Annotated in this window: 11 protein-coding genes and 1 pseudogene; 5 read left to right on the top strand and 7 right to left on the bottom strand. The window is 34.8% G+C overall.

Annotation, left to right across the window (positions count from 1 at the left end; translation table 11 throughout):
• Window position 1: 1 nt before the first annotated feature.
• The 4 genes from HM987_RS17320 to HM987_RS17305 form a co-directional block, all read right to left on the bottom strand.
• A complete protein-coding gene (locus HM987_RS17320) occupies window positions 2–313 on the bottom strand; it encodes an antibiotic biosynthesis monooxygenase family protein (RefSeq protein ID WP_179009273.1) in 312 nt (103 codons plus the stop codon).
• A 214-nt stretch (window positions 314–527) separates the two neighbouring features.
• Entirely contained in the window at window positions 528–1,370 is an 843-nt protein-coding gene (locus HM987_RS17315) for an SH3 domain-containing protein (protein WP_179009272.1), read from the bottom strand.
• A 431-nt stretch (window positions 1,371–1,801) separates the two neighbouring features.
• A complete protein-coding gene (locus tag HM987_RS17310) occupies window positions 1,802–7,375 on the bottom strand; it encodes an alpha-2-macroglobulin family protein (protein WP_179009271.1) in 5,574 nt (1,857 codons plus the stop codon).
• A gap of 970 nt (window positions 7,376–8,345) precedes the next feature.
• Window positions 8,346–8,681: a hypothetical protein gene (locus HM987_RS17305; protein ID WP_179009270.1), complete on the bottom strand. Its 336-nt coding sequence runs from the start codon at window positions 8,679–8,681 to the stop codon at window positions 8,346–8,348.
• 456 nt (window positions 8,682–9,137) lie between these two features.
• Here HM987_RS17305 and amaB point away from each other — a divergent pair, with 456 nt between their 5' ends.
• The 5 genes and pseudogenes from amaB (at window position 9,138) to HM987_RS17280 (ending at window position 14,798) form a co-directional block, all read left to right on the top strand.
• Window positions 9,138–10,691 carry an L-piperidine-6-carboxylate dehydrogenase gene (gene amaB / locus HM987_RS17300; protein ID WP_179009269.1) on the top strand — a complete coding sequence of 518 codons (1,554 nt, stop codon included), beginning with the start codon at window positions 9,138–9,140 and terminating at the stop codon, window positions 10,689–10,691.
• Between the two features lie 124 nt (window positions 10,692–10,815).
• Entirely contained in the window at window positions 10,816–11,514 is a 699-nt protein-coding gene (locus HM987_RS17295; protein ID WP_179009268.1) for a hypothetical protein, read from the top strand.
• Entirely contained in the window at window positions 11,492–12,166 is a 675-nt protein-coding gene (locus tag HM987_RS17290; protein ID WP_179009267.1) for a hypothetical protein, read from the top strand. The genes HM987_RS17295 and HM987_RS17290 overlap by 23 nt, the downstream gene beginning before the upstream one ends.
• A gap of 70 nt (window positions 12,167–12,236) precedes the next feature.
• Window positions 12,237–13,598: pseudogene (locus tag HM987_RS17285) on the top strand (DUF1800 domain-containing protein).
• A 12-nt stretch (window positions 13,599–13,610) separates the two neighbouring features.
• The gene (locus HM987_RS17280) at window positions 13,611–14,798 is read left to right on the top strand and encodes a DUF1501 domain-containing protein (RefSeq protein WP_179009266.1); all 1,188 of its coding nucleotides are present in this window, start codon (window positions 13,611–13,613) and stop codon (window positions 14,796–14,798) included.
• Window positions 14,799–15,011: 213 nt separating this feature from the next.
• Here HM987_RS17280 and HM987_RS17275 read toward each other — a convergent pair whose 3' ends face one another.
• From HM987_RS17275 to HM987_RS17265, 3 genes are all read right to left on the bottom strand, one after another.
• Window positions 15,012–16,145, bottom strand: a complete 1,134-nt coding sequence (locus tag HM987_RS17275) for an ATP-binding protein (RefSeq protein ID WP_179009265.1) — start codon at window positions 16,143–16,145, stop codon at window positions 15,012–15,014.
• A gap of 69 nt (window positions 16,146–16,214) precedes the next feature.
• Entirely contained in the window at window positions 16,215–16,841 is a 627-nt protein-coding gene (locus HM987_RS17270) for an HD domain-containing protein (RefSeq protein WP_229724498.1), read from the bottom strand.
• 135 nt (window positions 16,842–16,976) lie between these two features.
• Window positions 16,977–17,840: an aldo/keto reductase gene (locus tag HM987_RS17265; protein WP_229724496.1), complete on the bottom strand. Its 864-nt coding sequence runs from the start codon at window positions 17,838–17,840 to the stop codon at window positions 16,977–16,979.
• Between the last annotated feature and the right edge of the window lie 12 nt (window positions 17,841–17,852).

Raw genomic sequence — 17,852 nt, 5'->3', positions numbered from 1 at the left:
TTTATTCTAATGTAAATTCATACTCGCGTTCCACTTTACATATTCTTACATTGTACCAATTGTACCATTGTTCACGTCCTTTTTGTTGCGCGAATAAATGCGCTGTATTCGCTTTCCAGTTTTTTATGGCTTCCAAACTTTCCCAATAACTTATTGTAATTCCGACCTCGTTTCGGGCAGAATCCATTCCTAAATAACCTTTTTGTTGTTTGGCTAGATTTTCCATTTTTTCCGCCATTACTAAGTAGCCTTTAATATCTGTTGCCTGAGTTGAGGTAAAAATTACGGCGTAATAGGGTTTAAAGTTATTCATATTTATTTCCCACGAAAGTGGGAATCTCATTTTGTTATTATTATCCTGCAAGGTTTTTCCAATCCTGTGCTATTCATATTTAAAAAAGACCTGCAAGGTTTTCACTTCGGCTTTCTACCTGTTCGGCAGACAGGCGCTCAACTATCATAAAAACCATGGAGGTCAGGAATGCAGACCTTTCAGATTTCTAAAACCTGAAAGGTCTTTTTTTATGTTAACAGCCACTAGGCATATCAAATTCTATTATTTTTTCAGTGATATTATCTTCAAAATCCGTCAATATAATTTTTAAGAACACACGATTTGTCGATACGCCAACAGGATGATCTTTTAGGTTTTCAATAGTTTTAAAATAGTTTAGCCAATCTTCGCCACATTGCTCAATCACTTCTGTTTTTAATTCTTCAACAGAAGTTGTGATAAATTTTTTCCAGTCATTTTCAGTATAAGCTAATGTTTCAAAAGTGTTGGATGTAATTTGTTTTAATGGTTTCCATTCCGAATCAAAACTTTTCCAATCTTTTGCATCACATTGCGCATCTGCACTCATAAAGGAAATGCTATTTTCATAACGTTGAAAAATACTTACATGTTTATAATCACTATCAACGAGAACGATTTCTTTTCTTTCTGGCGAAGCACCTAAATCCACATTGATTTTTGCGGAATCTTGTTGTTTTAAATTGTGGGTTCTTTTATAATCACTAGTGGCCAAATTCTTTATTTCAACATTCAATTTATCCAAATCCAATCGTATGGTTTTAGAAATTTTTGATGAAGATAAATAGCCGTTAAAGACATAACCAATATGGTTTCGGGTTTCTACTTTTACCCATTCGCCACTTACTTTCTTCCCACCATCGAGGACGACGAGTTTAATATCTGTTTCTTCCAATACACCAATGGCTTCTGCATAGGCTAACTTAGTCAATAGTTTTCCATTGACATCGGGTTGGTCTCTAAGTGATAATCCACTTTCGGCGGCGACATATGCATATTGTTGTGCACAAAGTATCGCGACATTCATTACTAATCCTACTGCTAAAATTTTTTTCAAAAAGTTCATAATTTTTAAATTTTTTATCCTGAATTGATTTCAGGAACGTTAAACATTTTAGCGGTTTGTTTTCTAGGATTCTTGTCTGTCCTGCCTTGCCGGCAGGCAGGCGACCGACAAGTTTTAGTTTGTTTATGCTGAACTCCTGTCTGCCGACAGGCAGGTGTTTCAGTATCTGGTTTTTATTTTTTCATTTATATATTTAAATAACTTTGGGAATTCATCTTTAAAGTATGTCTCGTCCATTTTACCATCGTAATCATTAGCTCCATATTCTCTTTTTTGACCTTGAAGGTATTGATGTGGAATTTAGACCTGTCAGGTTTCAAAAACCAGACAGGTCTTGGACCAGTAATTCGTCCTCGTATTACAGTTTTGGTTCATAAGATTCCTGCTTTCCTGTCTGCTGACAGGCAGGCGCAGGAATTTGGCTATTTCTCAACAGTAATCCATTCCCCTTTATTCCGCACCAAGTAATCATTGTCGTACATCGCTTCGGCTTGCGAACCTGGTAAATAATACGTGCCTAAGTAAGATGCGTTCAATAAGACGGTAAACGTTTTGGTGCCATGTTTTCCTTTCGGATTCATATCGAAATAGAAATTCACGCGGTCATCCCTAATGTCAGTGTATCTTGCTTGACTTACTGTGGTATCGCCAAAAGCGGTAAATCTAGTGTTCACAATATCCCAACCTGAAGGGAAAATTTGGGTCAAAGCCACGTCGTGTACATAATCTCGTGTCAAGTTTGAAATACTAACTGTTGCCACAAAATCTTGACCTTGTTGTAGTTTAGTTACATCGATTTTGTTGCCTTGTAAATCTTTAAAGCTTGTTGAAATAGTAAAGCCACGTTGTTCGGCTAGTTCTTCACCTAATTTCAATTTTCCGGAACTTACAACTCTCACATAGACCAAATTGTCCTTTGCATTAGTCACTGTAAGTTGATTAGTGCCATCATTAATAGGAATACTGCGTTGTGAGATCGCGTTTTTAGTATCTATGCTTTCTGATTTTCCATTAATACTATAAGTCAGTTTTAAATCTTTTCCACCATTTTTAATAACCATTTTTCCCATGGCCAATAAACTATAGGCTGTGGTCTGCGTGCTCATCCATTGATCGCTCGATAAATCCTTGGCAATGGATTTCGCCAAATCCCTGGCTTTAGGATTTCCTGTAATGATCATAGTTTCTAAAGCCATAGCTCTATTTCTATCCACCGAACCGTAAGTGTAATAATTGGATTTTGGTGGTTTGAAATCAATATTAGCCGTATTGGAAATAGCATCACTGGCTTCTTTTTGTCCTGCTAAGGCATAAGCTGCTGCTAATCGCCATTTGGCTTCGTTTGAGATTTCATCAAACTCTCTCAATCTGTTCATGCTTGCTAAATCTGGACTTCCTGCTAAGGCCAACGTATATAAACGATACGCTTGTGCTAAATCGGAATGATAGATTCTATAGCTTGGTCTCCAATTTCGAGCAGCTTGTTTTTGGTAGGCTATCCAGTTGCTTTTGAAAGTTAATGGTAATACAAAGCCTTTTTTCTCGGCTTCAATCATAAAATGACCAGCGTAACTTGTGCTCCAATCGTTGGCCGTGTTTTCTCCCATCCAATAGCTCATGCCGCCATTTGCTTGTTGGAAATTACCCAAACGTTTTATACCACTTTCAATATTACTTTGAAGCTCTTTCTTCTTTTTGGCTGTCAAATCAAAAATATCAGCTAAGTACAATTGAGGAAACACACCTGAGATGGTTTGCTCTAAACAACCATGAGGATAGCGAATTAAATATTGCAATCGTCGTGTGAAATCCATTGGAGGCAAGGTTGAAAATTCTACGGTTGCTGAATTTGTTCCTGAAACACCAAAGGTGGTAACATTTATGGTTTGTTCAGCATTCGCTTCCAATTCATGGTCGATAACTTTTGATGCAAAAGGATTAGGGTTCTCGACATCAATCTCTACTTTGTAGATTGATTTTTCACCATGTCCTGTGGCAATGACTTCAACCGTGTTGATGCCTTTTGCTTTGGTAACATCCAATTCAAAATAGACCATTTTTTCATCTGGTTTATCGAATTTAAGTGATTGTGACGATTCGCCTTTAACGGTAATACCATCACTTAATTTTAAAGATAGGTTGACGTTTTTCACTTTATTTTCCATGGCAAAAACGGTAACAGGTAGCGTTACTTTTTCGCCAGGACTCAATTTACGAGGTAACGTTGCCAAAACCATCAATGGTTGTTTAACCTGAACCGATTTATCCGTACTTCCATAAGCTTCTGTTGCATTGTTACCAGCAACGACCATCGCTCTAACCGCTCCTATATAATTTGGCATTTTAAGCTGATGTGTTTTCGTTTTCCCTTTGTCCAGCAGGAAAGGTCCTAAATAAGTGACAACAGGTTTAAAACGATTCGCTTTTTTGTTTTTTCCGCCAGTAGCACTTCCATCACCACCAATGGCAAAAACTTGGTCAATACTGCCAGAATAAGCGCCAACAACATCATCAAAAATATCCCAGGTTTTTACGCCTAAAGCTTCACGTGCATAAAAACTATCCCAAGCATTCGGTGTTTTAAAACGTGTTAAATCCAATAAGCCTTCTTCAACAACCGCAATGGTATAGGTCATCGCTTTATTGTTTTTTTCAGACACTTTTATCTCGTAAGATTGCTCTGGACGAATCACATCTGGCATACTGATTTGTGGTTCTAATTTTGTTGAAGGATCTTCAACCATCATAGGAATAACGCCATATAAACGAATCGGCAAATCGTTGGAGGTAATGGCATGCGGTTGCAATAACGAAATATTGATGAATACGTTTGGTGCCATTTCAGCGGTTACAGGAATATCGATGGTTGTTTCGCCAGGAACAGTTTTTACCCATTGATGCTGCAACACTTCGGACCCATTTTCAATACTGACTAAAGCGCGACCTTCAGACCCAGAAGGGAAGGTTAATTTTGCGGTGTCGCCCACATTATAATTTTCCTTATCAGTTGAAAAGACCAACATTTTGGCGGCTTCCTTGTCGCCCGAAGGATTCGTGGACCACCAATTTTTATAGAAATAAGCCGTTCTTCCTGTGGCATGGCCGCTAACAGGATCCACAACTCTAATTAAATAACGTCCACGTTCCTCTTCAGGGATTTTTAGTTTGAAATTCGCTTTTCCATTCGCATCTGTATTCACGGAAAACGTCTGTACAGGTCTATGGTAATTACTCGACACATAACTGGCTAAATCGTCATATGAGGAATTCCACCACCAGCGCCACTCCACTTTATAAACTTTCACTTCTAGATTCTCTCGTTGAATGGGTTTGCCTTCTGCAGTTACAGTAGCAATATCGAAGGTGTGATTTTCATCTGTAAAATACGAACCATAATTATTGCCTTTTGGTGATTGTAAGCCCACAAAACTTTCATAAGGTGCGTAAGGCATTGAAAAAGCATCCAATGAAAAATCGCCTCCATTTTCAAAGGCCCTTACTAAAAATTGAGCGGTTAACATGCCTGGTGCATTTTTACCAATATTCAATTTTTGGTTGATTTTGGCATTTCCATTGGCATCTAAATTACCTTTAAATACATTGGTTTCTTCAGAATTGAATTTTCGGGTTGGATCATTGAACACGTAATCTTTATAACCTTTAAAACTGGTATTGGTTGAGGTGAATTTTGCTTTTATTTCAGCTTTTAAGTTTTTGGCTGGTGCGCCGTGTAACCAAGTGACATTTAAGTCGCCTTGAAGTGGTTTATTGTTGCTTAGAATCTCATCTTCAAAATCAATTTTAATTTTTAGACGGTTTGGTTTTACAGTTTCAATTTTTAAACTTTTAGAAAATGTAGCGCCACCAACAGAAACCTTAGCGTTGTAGTTTCCAGTTTTATAATCAGTTGAGGTGTTTACCGTGAAATCATAGAAATTATTTAGATTGTCCGTGGAGACTTTTCTGTACACCAATTTGCCAACAGGATCTGTGATTTCCAATTTCACAGGATGGCGTTTTGGTAATTTGTTGGCCTTATCATTCAACATAAATGTTAAAAACAAACTATCTCCTGGTCGCCAAACACCACGCTCTGCATAAATATAACCTTTGAGTCCACGTTGTAAGCGGCTTCCGGATACATCAAATTTGCTCAGGGATAACGAATTACCATCTTGTAATTTTACATAACTGACATTACTACCTTTGGTGGCAATGGCAAATGCAGCTCGATTTTTTGCATCGATTTTTATAATCCCTTCTTTGTTGGTGATACCATCTGCCAATTCTTGTTGTTGGTAATTGTATAATGTGATTTTTGTGCCACTTTCTGGACTCGTTGTAAGAATATTGGTTACAGCGAATAAATAATTGTTATCGCTGCCTTGCTTGGCAATAACGCCAAGGTCTGAGCTGATTAGATTTTGCGAAACCACTCGGTTTCCGTAATTAAAATAAGAGTCTGTACAAGGATTGTCTCGATCTCTCCAACGGTAATTGGTGTTTCTGTAGCTGTAATTTAGATTATCCCAATAGCGCTCTTCTTGTAAGTTTTCTTCTTCTTCAGTTAGCTCCTCTGCGGCTAAATAATCGTCACCATAATAATTATCATAATAGTCGTCGTCTTCAATAGTTGTGGTTTCAGCATTCGAAGCGCAATCGTATAATGAATAACTTTTTTTGAAGCTCAATTCCACTCTGTAAATCGCTCCAGGATCTGCTTTTAGATAATTTGATAGATCAATACTATAAGCTTTCCACTTTCCAGTATTTTGATTTTCTTCTTGAATCAAAGTGATGGTCTCTTTGGCGATACGTCTTCCTACTTTTTTGATGGCGTATTGATCGCCACTATTAATATTGTAATCTTGTAAAAATTGAAGCACATTATCATCAAATATCTTAATGATTCTCACATCAACCTTACTGAGGTTTACTGCTTCGAAATTGAATTTTAAGTTTTTTGAATTTGGAAGAATACTGCCGTTGCTGATGAGTCTGACTTCAGGTTTTAATTCTTCAAAAGTCAGGATTTCTGAAAACGGTTTTTTCAACTTGAAACCATCGGTGTTTTTGATGCCTTTAAACACATCGACTTGAATGCCTCCAACTAATTTAGTGTCTGGATACACACGTAAAACATTACCATCCACAATATATTTAGGATTTTTCACCCCTTGAAGTGATACCAATCCGGCGAAATTTTGCTGCTTTACTAAGGGGTCTGAAAAGTTAAGTGATAAAAATTGCTCAGGACTTTGAACGACTTCGGTATTTACAATAGTAAAGTTGTTTTTTCCTGGAATAGTGATAAAATTCTCGCCTTTAGTATCTGCTTGTATTGCTTCGCCATCCCATTCGATATCAATTTTACTGTCCTCAACCATTCTATTGATACTATCGATTTTAAACTCGAAGAATTTTGAATTTTCATTAGCTTCATTCCACACTAAACTTAAAGATTTTGAATTTTGCGAGGCAGACACTAATTTTTTGGCATTGGCTAAGGATATGACATCGGCAGATCGTAATTGGGCAAATATGTATTGCCATTCTTTACTATACGATTGTAAATTTTGAGTGGTAATATTGAAACTTGGCGTAATGGTTTTGAATTGAAAGGTGTAATCTTCAAATTCCTTTGGAATACTTTTGTAAATTTCGCTCAACTTAACGCTTACGGTATATTCTGTTGCTGGTTCTAGGTTTTCATCTGGTGTGAAAAGCAGCGTATGATTGTTCATGGCCTTTAATTGCCCTTGAACATGAGGTGTTATTTTTATAAATTCCGTTGGTAAGGTTTTGTCTATTTCCCATCCATTTACTGTATCTGAAAGACTAATTTTTATAGGGTCTGCAACAGACACCAAGCCCGAAGTGGTGTAACTAATATAATCTCTATACTTAAAAATATTATCGGTTTTTACGGGTTTGTCCTTACAAGAAAATGCAAAAATTAAAATAAAGAGTAGGAAGAGGTGCTGTCTGAAATTCATGGTGCTGATGGCTTTAAAAGTAAAACTTCGATTAAAAGGATGGGTAGGTGCATTCTTGTTAAATAAGTACGGGAATTTTAAAAGGTTTAGACTTTTGCTTGTTGTTAAATTGTTCTTAAAGTTAAGAATTATGCTTAAATGAGTTAAGGAAATTAGGATTGTTTTATTAACGGAAATATGGATTTTAATATTTCAATCGGAATGGGTTATTTAAAACCTACGGTTAGAATTTTTTTGTATTGACTCATCATTTAAACGCTTCCAGAGAAGGGAAACTATAACGAAGATGATTTATGGAAAGCTATTATTATTTCTAATAGTTTTTAAATCTCTTCTAGACTCAAAAGCTACATTCAATACAGGTATTTATGATACCTAAAAGAAATTCTTGTAATAGATTAGTTTAAAGCCGTTACATAAAAGTAACGGCTTTTGTAGGTGTTATATTTACTATAAATTCATTTTTATTGGTAGTTTAAAAATTGATTATACACTCGTCCATAATCAAAAATCGACACTACTTTTTCGTTATTACAAAAGGCTTGTTAAAAATCTTGTTTTAAAAATCATTACTACAAGCATTACAAGTTGGAATGTTTCTTTTTAGGGACTTAATTGATAAGTTTACTTTATGTTTCATTCTACATCTAATGACATTTATGATGTCTGGTGGATACCTTAGTTTTAAACTTTTATTAAATTAAAAATTGAATTTTAAAAGAACGTTTGTATGATACCTTTACATCTATTAATAGGAATAAAAGGAAAATGTCATCATGTTATTTTAAGTTTTTTTCAAATTTTCGTTGATTTATAATTCAAATTTATCGGTTTAATTAGGTAAATACTGAGCTGCTATACTATGAAATAGAACGAATTAAATTTTGTGTTAGTTAGGTAGGAATAACAAATTATTTATTTTGAAGAATTAGGTTTTGGCGGATGTTTCTGAAGAATTTAATCATCACTACTAATAGAGTATATTATCTAAAGTCCAATCCAATCGTTCTTCAAGCATACTAAACTTATTATCGGTAAAGAAAACCTTGTACATCTCTCTTCTAAAGGCTGCGAGTTCCATCTGGCTATAATCGTGGTTATTGATTACCTTTTCAATTTTATCTAATCGCTTTTTTTCCGAATCCTTATGGAATTTTTTATGCATTTTAAGAAAGGTTTTTGCGGATGTTTTGTTTTGGATCATTTCTAGTTCTTCTTCTGTTTCTTTTTTATCTGCATTGGCGCAGAGCAGCATAATGTAAACTTGTAATTCGGCTTTGCTCCAGTTTGGTTTTTTATTTTTCATGATGTCAAGGTTTTTTGGTTTGGATTATGATGTTGAAAAGACGTTTTGGTTTCAATGAATGAAACCACAAGTTTACTTATGCTATAGATAAGAAGTTTCGAAAACGTATTTTCGGAATTGCAGTTGTCGATATCGGCAAAAAAAATATTCATTTACTTTCCGTAGATTGAAAGTAAATTAGGTCAATGGTAGGTCTTGAGGTTGTTTAACTAGTTGATTTTAAAGGTATTGTTGCAAAATAAACAGCTTTATTATGGTACTTAATTAGCAATTTAGATACGCCATTCAATTCTGAATGGTTTTTCAATGTGGAGATATACTGTATATAAAGTTACATTTTTTTACAATTGTAGCCTAAAGAAAATAGCAATGAATTTAATCAGTTATTTTGAAGTTTGTAAGCTATTCTTAGTAACTTCGCACAAAAATTTTATAATTCATAAAAAATAAGCATATATGGAAGCAATTGCTACCGATTTCGGAATAAAAGAAGCTTTAGACCAGTTAGGTGTTAAAGAAATCAATGAAGGAACCTCAACAGGATCAAATAATTTTTCTAACGGAGAAATTATTGAAAGTCATTCACCAGTAGATGGAAAATTAATTGGCAAGGTAAAAACAACAACACGAGCAGATTACGACAAGATGATGGATGCCGCGACAAGCGCATTTAAAACTTGGCGAGATGTACCAGCACCACAGCGAGGTGAAATTGTGCGTCAATTTGGAAATAAATTGAGAGACTTAAAGGAACCACTTGGTAAGTTAGTGTCTTATGAAATGGGTAAATCGTTACAAGAAGGTTACGGAGAGGTTCAAGAAATGATTGATATCTGTGATTTTGCAGTTGGATTATCCAGACAGTTGAACGGACAAACCATTCCGTCGGAACGTCCTGGTCACGTGATGAGAGAACAATGGCACCCGATTGGTGTGGTAGGCATTATTTCAGCATTTAACTTCCCAGTGGCGGTTTGGGCTTGGAATACGGCATTAGCATGGATTTGTGGTGATGTTTGTGTTTGGAAAGGTTCAGAAAAAGCACCTTTATGCTCTATAGCTTGCCAGAATATTATAGCGGCAGTTTTAAAAGACAATAATTTACCAGAGGGTATTTCTTGTATCATCAATGGCGATTACAAAGTAGGCGAAATGATGACTACAGATTCTAGAATTCCTTTAGTATCTGCTACAGGCTCTACAAGAATGGGTCGCATTGTAGGTAAAACAGTTGCCGAACGTTTTGGGAAATCGTTATTGGAATTAGGTGGAAACAACGCCATTATCATTACACCAACGGCCGATTTAAAAGTAGTGGTTCCCGGTGCAGTTTTCGGTGCCGTTGGAACTTGTGGACAACGTTGTACATCAACTAGACGACTGATTATCCATGAATCTGTTTACGATAAAGTAAGAGATGCTATTGTTGGTGCTTACGGACAAATAAAAATTGGAAACCCATTGGATGAAAATAATCACGTTGGCCCATTAATCGATAAAGATTCTGTAGAAACTTATTTGGCAGCCATTGAAAAAGCAAAGGCTGAAGGTGGAAATGTTTTGGTTGAAGGCGGTGTTTTGGAAGGCGAAGGTTACGAATCTGGTTGCTATGTAAAACCAGCAATTATTGAGGCAGAAAATCATTTTGAAATTGTACAGCACGAAACATTTGCGCCAATTTTATATTTAATGAAATATTCTGGAGACGTTGAAAATGCGATTGAAAAACAAAATGGAGTCGCACAAGGTTTATCTTCAGCCATTATGACCAACGAGATGAAAGAGGCAGAGAAATTCTTGTCTTATGCAGGTTCAGATTGTGGCATTGCCAACGTAAACATCGGAACTTCTGGTGCAGAGATTGGAGGTGCCTTCGGTGGCGAAAAAGAAACTGGTGGAGGACGAGAGTCTGGCTCTGATGCTTGGAAAGTCTATATGAGAAGACAAACGAATACCATTAATTATTCAGACGAATTGCCTTTAGCGCAAGGGATTAAGTTTGACCTTTAAGAGGTATTTAGTTATAAAAATTGTAAAGGCCATATCGAAAGATGTGGCTTTTATATTTTAACATATTTCTACGCAACCCTTTCTTACAAATAGTATCTTTAAATTATACACCTAAAATTAAAACATGAGATTAACATTTATTGAAACATTTTTTTATGGATGCTTGTTTATACTTTTTAGTTGTGAAGTGCCATTTGAGGATAATGCAAGACTTTTAGTTAAAGGTCGGGTTTTGGACGAAAATAATCAACCTATATCAGATGCTGATATTGCAGTATCGACGAGAGAAGGTGAAGGTTTTATATTTGGAACTGACTTAGAATTTTTAGGAGATGTACAGAGTGCTTCTGATGGGACTTTTGAAATTATTACGCTTTTTGGTCGAGATCAAAAATTTGTTGTAGATGTATTTATTGATAATGATTACACAAGTTATCGATACATTACAGATACAGAATTTTTCACTCCTACTGATTATACTATTGATCTTGGAGTAGTTCCAATTAAAAGAAAAGCTGATTTTAATTTCAATATTACAAGGACAAGTCCGCCAGATATAGAATTACAATACACACTAGAGTACATGAATAATTTTTGTAGTGAAGTATACGTTGACGAACAATTAGATGAAGACCAAACAAATTGCTATGAGACCCAGAGTTTTGGAGGAATATTAAATAATAATAACCCAAACACTTCAACTCAAATTCAATCATTTATTGGTGCGGAAGTAACATTTAGTTATTCCATCAATGGACAAGTAGAAGAATCTCAAACTATAACTATTGACCAATCAGAATATGATTTTAACTTCAACTATTAAAGTACTACTTATCCTTTCTTTATGTTTAACCTCAACTGTATTTTCACAAAATATTGACAATATAAATGAAGAAACTCAGGATAATTCAAAATTAAAAGAAACTTTTAAAACAGCAATAATCACTTATGGCGTTCATAAGCCTTATACAACTGATAAAAGTTATATTGGTAGAGGGACAAAAGGAGATATTGGTTTTAAACTAGGGGCACAACTTTTTATATATAAACATTTCTTTATTGGCACTTTTTTTAACGCTACATTAATAGATGTTACAGACTCCAGTTTAACAGGAGATTATGATAGAAGTCAAATAACAAGTGCATATTTGGAGGTCGGGTACGAATTTTCAATTCTTGAAAATTTTAATTTAGGATTATGTGTTGCTCCAATAGGTTATGCTAATTACAGGAATGACATCCGAGATGGAAGAGTGAGACAGCAAAATGATCATGCGTATATTTCAATTTATCAAACATATTTGAGTTACAATTTTGCAGGTAACTTCTCAGTTTTTATTGATTATTCATTTAGAAATGATAAGACTAAAATTAATACAGCTTCAGAAATTCAAAGTGAGTTCGATACGATTCAATACCACAATATTGGACTTGGATTAAAATTTTCTATTGGTAAAACCGTAATTATTAATTAGTTCTATCTGTTATTTAAATATTAAATCTTTTTGTGTTTAAACTATTCTGGAAAAAGCAAGTCTAAACACCATGACTCCAAAAGAATCACAACATCTATATTGGCGAGCTGGTTTTGGAATAAATCCAACGGCACTGAAAACATTGCCCAAAAATAGAACGCAAGTGATTGAGAAATTGTTTGCTGATTCTAAAGCTGTGACACCAATTTCCATAGACTTATCTTTTATGGATAGTGTTACCATTCAAGACATTAGGAACAACGATAAATTCGCCCAAGAACTCAGGGTAAAAAGCAGGAAAAAATTAGCGGATCTTAACACTACTTGGATTAACCAATTGGTGCATCCTAAGGAACTTTTACGAGAAAAAATGACCTTGTTTTGGGCCAACCATTTTGTCTGTAAGGATAATAATGTCGTCTTTTCCCAAAAGTTCAATAACACGTTGCGTACATATGCACTTGGCGATTTTAAAACTTTTGTAAAAGCCATTTCAAAAGAAGCCGCCATGCTTAAATATCTCAACGGTAAACAAAACCGAAAGAACCAACCCAACGAGAATTTTGCGCGCGAATTAATGGAATTGTTCACGTTGGGTGAAGGACATTATTCTTAAAAAGACATAAAAGAAATTGCCAGAGCATTTACAGGTTATAATCACGATTTTTATGGCAATTTTAGATTTAGAGCAAAACAACATGATGACGGCTTAAAAACCTTTTTCGGAAAAACAGGGAACTTTTCGGGCGATGATATCATCGATATCATTCTTGAAGATAAACAATGTGCTACTTATATATCTTCTAAAGTCTATCGTTATTTTGTTAACCCTAAACCTAATAAACAACACATCGATGCGATGGCAGAAGTGTTTTTTAAGGATTATAATATCGAAAATCTAATGCGATTTGTGTTCATGTCTGATTGGTTTTATAATGAAGAAAATATAGGTGCAAAAATTAAATCGCCAATTGAATATTTGGTCGGCATGGTTAATACCGTTCCAGTTGAGTTTGAAAGAGAGAAAGATATTCTAAAAATTCAGAAAGTATTAGGGCAAACTTTGTTAGACCCACCAAATGTAGCGGGTTGGAAAGGCGACAAAGCTTGGATTGATGCGAATACCATAATGGTACGCTTAAAATTACCTTCCATGATGTTGAATAATGCCTTCATCCCTTCTAATGAAAATGATGAATTTAGGAAGCAATTCTTCAAAAATAAGAAAGGAAAATTTCCTTTTAAAACGCAGCCCAACTGGGAAAGTTTTTCGGAAAAATACAGAGTTGTTGAAACAGATAAGCTCCAAAATTACATTATCCAATGCCCTATTAATAAAGGTACAGCAGACTTTTTGGAACCACTGAATAAATCGTCTAAGCAAGAGTATTGTATTCAGTTAATGTCATTACCGGAATATCAAATGTGTTAATACAAAATTGTGATGGACAGACGTAAATTTATTAAGAATTCAGCATTAGCGAGCAGCTTATTTTTTGTGCCTAATTTTGTAAAGGCATTTGAATCTGTGGATACGGAACGTTTAGGGTATAAACGTTTGGTCATTGTGCAATTAGCTGGTGGAAATGATGGGTTGAATACTATAATTCCATATAATAATGATTTATATTATAACGCCAGACCACAATTGTCCATTACAAAAGACATAATAAAACTGTCTGACGATTTAGGGTTTCATCCTAGTTTAGGTCCATTGCGTTCTTTATTTGATAATGGCCAATTGTCCATTATCAATAATGTAGGTTATCCAAACCCTGTGCGTTCTCATTTTAGATCTATGGATATTTGGCAAACAGCTAGTGGCTCGGATGAATATTTACAAAGCGGGTGGATAGGACGTTATTTAGATCAATATGGCAAAAAGCCATACAATGCTATGGAAATGGACGAACAATTAAGTTTGGCCATGAAAGGGGAACATTTTAATGGTTTGGCCACCAATGATTATAAAGTGCTGTACAATACAGCAAAAGATCCCTATTTTAAAAATGTGCTAGATCATTATAACGAGGCGCATTTAAGCGAACATGACTTGGGTTATTTGTACCAAACCATGATTGAAGCGAAGTCATCCGCTAAGTATATATTTGAAACTACAGAGGTGAAATCTTCACGGGAATCATATCCTCAAAATGGATTTTCAAAACAGCTCAGAAATGTAGCTCAGTTTATCAATTCCGGTCTAGACACTAAAGTGTTTTATACTTCTTTAAGTGGATTTGACACGCATGCCAATCAAAATAACAAGCAAACCCGATTATTATCCCAATATGCAGAAAGTGTCGCGGCGTTTGTAAAAGATTTAAAACAAAACGGGACTTTTGAGGATACTTTGATTTTAACTTTTTCGGAATTTGGAAGACGCGTCAAACAAAATGCTGCCAATGGCACGGATCATGGTTCGGCTAATAATGTGTTTGTAATTGGAAAAAATTTAAAGAAAGCAGGCTTCTATAATAATCTTGCCAGTTTAAGTGATTTGGACGATAATGGGGATTTGAAATATAATATAGATTTCAGATCGATTTATGCTAGCATTCTTTCACAATGGATGAATGTTTCGGCGGAAGGCATAATTCCAGTTGAGCAAAACACATTGGATTTCATTTAACACATAAAAAAAACCTTGTTTCAATTAGAGCTTTTGGCTGATAGAAACAAGGTTTAGTAATTGATTAATAGCATAACAAAGATGCGTAATAAATTGGATGGTCAGCAAATTTTTTGATGAATGGTTAAAAAAATTGTATAATCAGTATCATTTTTTGTACTGTTCCGATGAGATGCAAAAAACGAGGATGAAAATTCAATTATTTCCGATGAACTAGCTATATTTTACTTTTCTTAAAATCCTCATAGTTTCTTTGTAAGAGTTATAGAGTTTAGGATTGTAGTCCTTTATATAAGGTTTTGAGATTTCCAGTTTCAGTAGAGCATCCTCAAATCCATTAAGGTAACAAATGAGATAACTGGCTGCTAAATTTTTTAAATCTTCGGTTTCATTTTGATTTAAAGTTCTGTTTTTTTCTAGTTTTTTTAAAATAGCATTATTGGAATTATAAATATGATGCAACACTTTTTTATCAAATTGTGGCGGTTCAAAAATGAGATTGGTTTCAATAGAATAATGCGCATTATTTTCAAAATGGATAATTTTTTCTTCAAGCTTATAATAATGGTAAGATTTTAGTAAACCTAATTTCACATATTCAATAATTTTGAAGGCATCATCGGTATAGGTTATCGATACTTCGTCTAGAGTGGAATAGAATATACGCACTTGTTCATTGACCAATTCAATATCAACTCTCGAAAAAAAAGTTTCATCCTTAACCTGTTTTTTAGCGCCAGACCAACACAGTACAAAGTATTCTTTAAATACTTTGTATTGCGGTTGGTAATCTCTACGTTTGTTCATAAAATCGAAAACACCATCGAGCGTTAATTGAATATTGTTTTGGGCGTGGTTTTCAATGGCAGCAACAATTTTAGAGTTCAGGTCTTTGATTTCAATATCAAAAACCTTAGGCATACTTATGCTGCCATCCCTAAAAAAAACGGCACCACCATAATATTTCCAGATGTTCTTTTTGAGCGAAGTAATACTATCTATGGGCCTAATGGTTACTAAACCAACCACTTTATCATCCTGTAAATGTGGAAACGGAATATTCTCGTATTGTACAATGGGTGGATTTGTGAGATAGGCATTTATAAGATTTTGGATTTTACTATCATCAAAAAAATCAACACCAATAATTTTGTTGTCTTCATCCTTAACACCAATAACGATATAGGAATTGTTTTTCGGATTACTGTTGGAAAGCGCACAGATATGCTTCAAAAACTTAGCTTTGCCTTCCTTATAACCAATATCAATTTTTCGTTTTTTGTCATAGAAACTGTTCTCATCGTTGTGAGCCAGTAAGTTTTTTATGAGAAGTCTTTTGTTAATCATAGCACTTCCTGCGAAAGCAGGAATCTTTTAATTCATACTGAATTCAATTCAAGAAGGCAGTAATTTATTTCATAGCATGTCAATTTCTTTAGTAATGTTTTCACGTGCGATATTCTCAAATTCAGATTGATAAGCATCCGTAAAATACAACGTTTCTCTTTCCAAAAAATGCTGAAGTACTTTTTTTCGACCAGGATTGTACATGAAATTTGGATAGATTTTATATTCCTTTCTGATTTGCTGCGTATAATTCAGATAGGTTTCCCATTCCGAACCGAGAATCGATAAATCTAAATCCAAAAGATAAGCATTGTCATTATTTTCGTCCAAAATAATTTGATGCTTTTTAGTTGAAATAATGAGATTTTCAACGTTTTTTGATCTTATTTCTTCAAAATTTAGAGTTTTAAGTCTCTTTTTGGCAAAAACCGCACTTTGCTCTTCGTTGTCTTTTTTAGTTGCTTTATAAACAATATCGTGATACCAAATCGCAAATTTCAAGCTATCTAAATCTTTAATATCAATTTTGAAATCTTCCAATTGAAGAAACATATGATAAAGATGTGAAAGATTGTGATAATGTCTGTTTTTGGATGTGTAATGGGTTTCAAGGTCTTTCCAAAACCCATTAATTGTTTCTTCGTCCGTGTAATTTGAAGCTAAATTGAACCAATTATCTTTCAACCATTTTATCATAGGTCTGTTTTGGATTTGCTGAAGCTTGTCGTGATTTTATTTAGTGAAATTAAAGAATCAAACTTTGACTATGAGTTGAAAGCTTTTTTCACAAGAGTAAAAAACTGCAAACTGAGACCGCGACTGTAAACTAAATCAAGGAACCTCATGTCCTTGAGCCGCCACCAATATCAAAAACCAATCTTCTAATTCCAATTCAATTTTAGCAGCTTCAATGGCTAATTTTAAGCGCTCTTTGGTCGTGGTGCCAACTACAGGATGAATATGCGCTGGATGTTTCATAATCCATGCCAACAGCAATTGGTCTTCAGTGGCATTGTATTTATCCATCAATTCGCCTAGTTGTTTATGGACGCGTCTCGATTGTTCATTGTCTTCTTTAAAAACAGAACCCAAAGGCGACCAAGCCATTGGCTTTATGCCGTTGGTCATCATATAATCCAAGGTGCCATTGTGCATTGCAGAATGTTGGGTAAGTGAAAATTCAATTTGGTTCACATCAATATCCATACGCAAACCAATCATGTCCATTTGCGAAGACGTGAAATTAGACACCCCAAAATCTTTTATTTTTCCGTCTTTTTTTAAAATGGTAATAGCTTCCGCAATCACTTCAGCCTCCATTAAAGGACTAGGTCTGTGCAGGAGTAATAGATCTAAATACTCCGTTTCAAGATGTTGTAGCGACGTTTCAACGGAACAAATAATGTGGTCTTTACTATAATTATAATGTTTAACCCTGTTATTTTGGTTATCGCAAACATCTTGAATGCCACATTTAGAAATCAGCTGAATCTCTTCACGCTTAAGTCCAGAATCTAATAAGGCTTTTCCAAAATCAGCTTCTGTGGTGTAAGCACCATAAATATCAGCATGGTCAAAGGTGGTAATGTGGTTGGAAACGCAGAAATCCATTAAGGCTGCCATTTCTTTTTTAGAGAGTTGCTTGCCCCAACTTCCCCAAGTCATGGTACCTGCAATTAATCGAGAATATGTCACTTTTATTTCAGT

Source organism: Winogradskyella forsetii (assembly GCF_013394595.1).
Lineage (GTDB): Bacteria > Bacteroidota > Bacteroidia > Flavobacteriales > Flavobacteriaceae > Winogradskyella > Winogradskyella forsetii.
Note: the sequence above shows the minus strand (reverse complement) of the source record. Positions and strands in the feature narration are given on the sequence as shown.